Here is a 480-nt window from a genome sequence, read left to right as displayed (position 1 = left end):
CGAACTGACCTATCTGGAACAGATCGAGCAGCAGATCGCGCTGGTCAAGACCTTTGCCGAGACCGCATTGTCGGAGGCGATCAAACGCCGTCACCTGCGCGAGGTCGCCCGCCTCGAAACCTGCCGCAAGGCCCATCTGCTGCGGCTCGAAAAGACGGTTCGCGACGATTGCGACCTGGCGCAACGGCTCGAGCTGCTGATCTCCATCAAGGGGATCGGGCTGCGCAGCGCCCTGTGCCTGATCATTCGGCTGCCCGAACTCGGCCATGCCAGCCGCGCCGAGATCGCCGCCCTTGCCGGCGTCGCGCCCTATGACGACGATAGCGGAAAATATCATGGCAGACGCCGCATCCAGGGTGGTCGCGAACGCCTGCGAAAGAGCCTGTTCATGTGCGCATTCACGGCAACCCGGCACAATCCGGATCTCGCCGCTTTCTACACGCGCTTGCGTCAGAGCGGAAAGGAACACCTGTGCGCCGT

The 480-nt window shown here is 63.3% G+C and carries 1 protein-coding gene; it reads left to right on the top strand.

Translation table 11 applies throughout. The annotated features are described in order from the left end of the window. The coding region (locus QWJ46_RS31145; RefSeq protein ID WP_302756395.1) for an IS110 family transposase at positions 1-480 on the top strand (480 nt) is incomplete at both ends.

Source organism: Rhizobium sp. CBN3 (assembly GCF_030518245.1).
In the GTDB taxonomy this organism is placed as follows: domain Bacteria; phylum Pseudomonadota; class Alphaproteobacteria; order Rhizobiales; family Rhizobiaceae; genus Rhizobium; species Rhizobium aethiopicum_A.
This window is presented reverse-complemented; position numbering and strand designations above follow the sequence as displayed.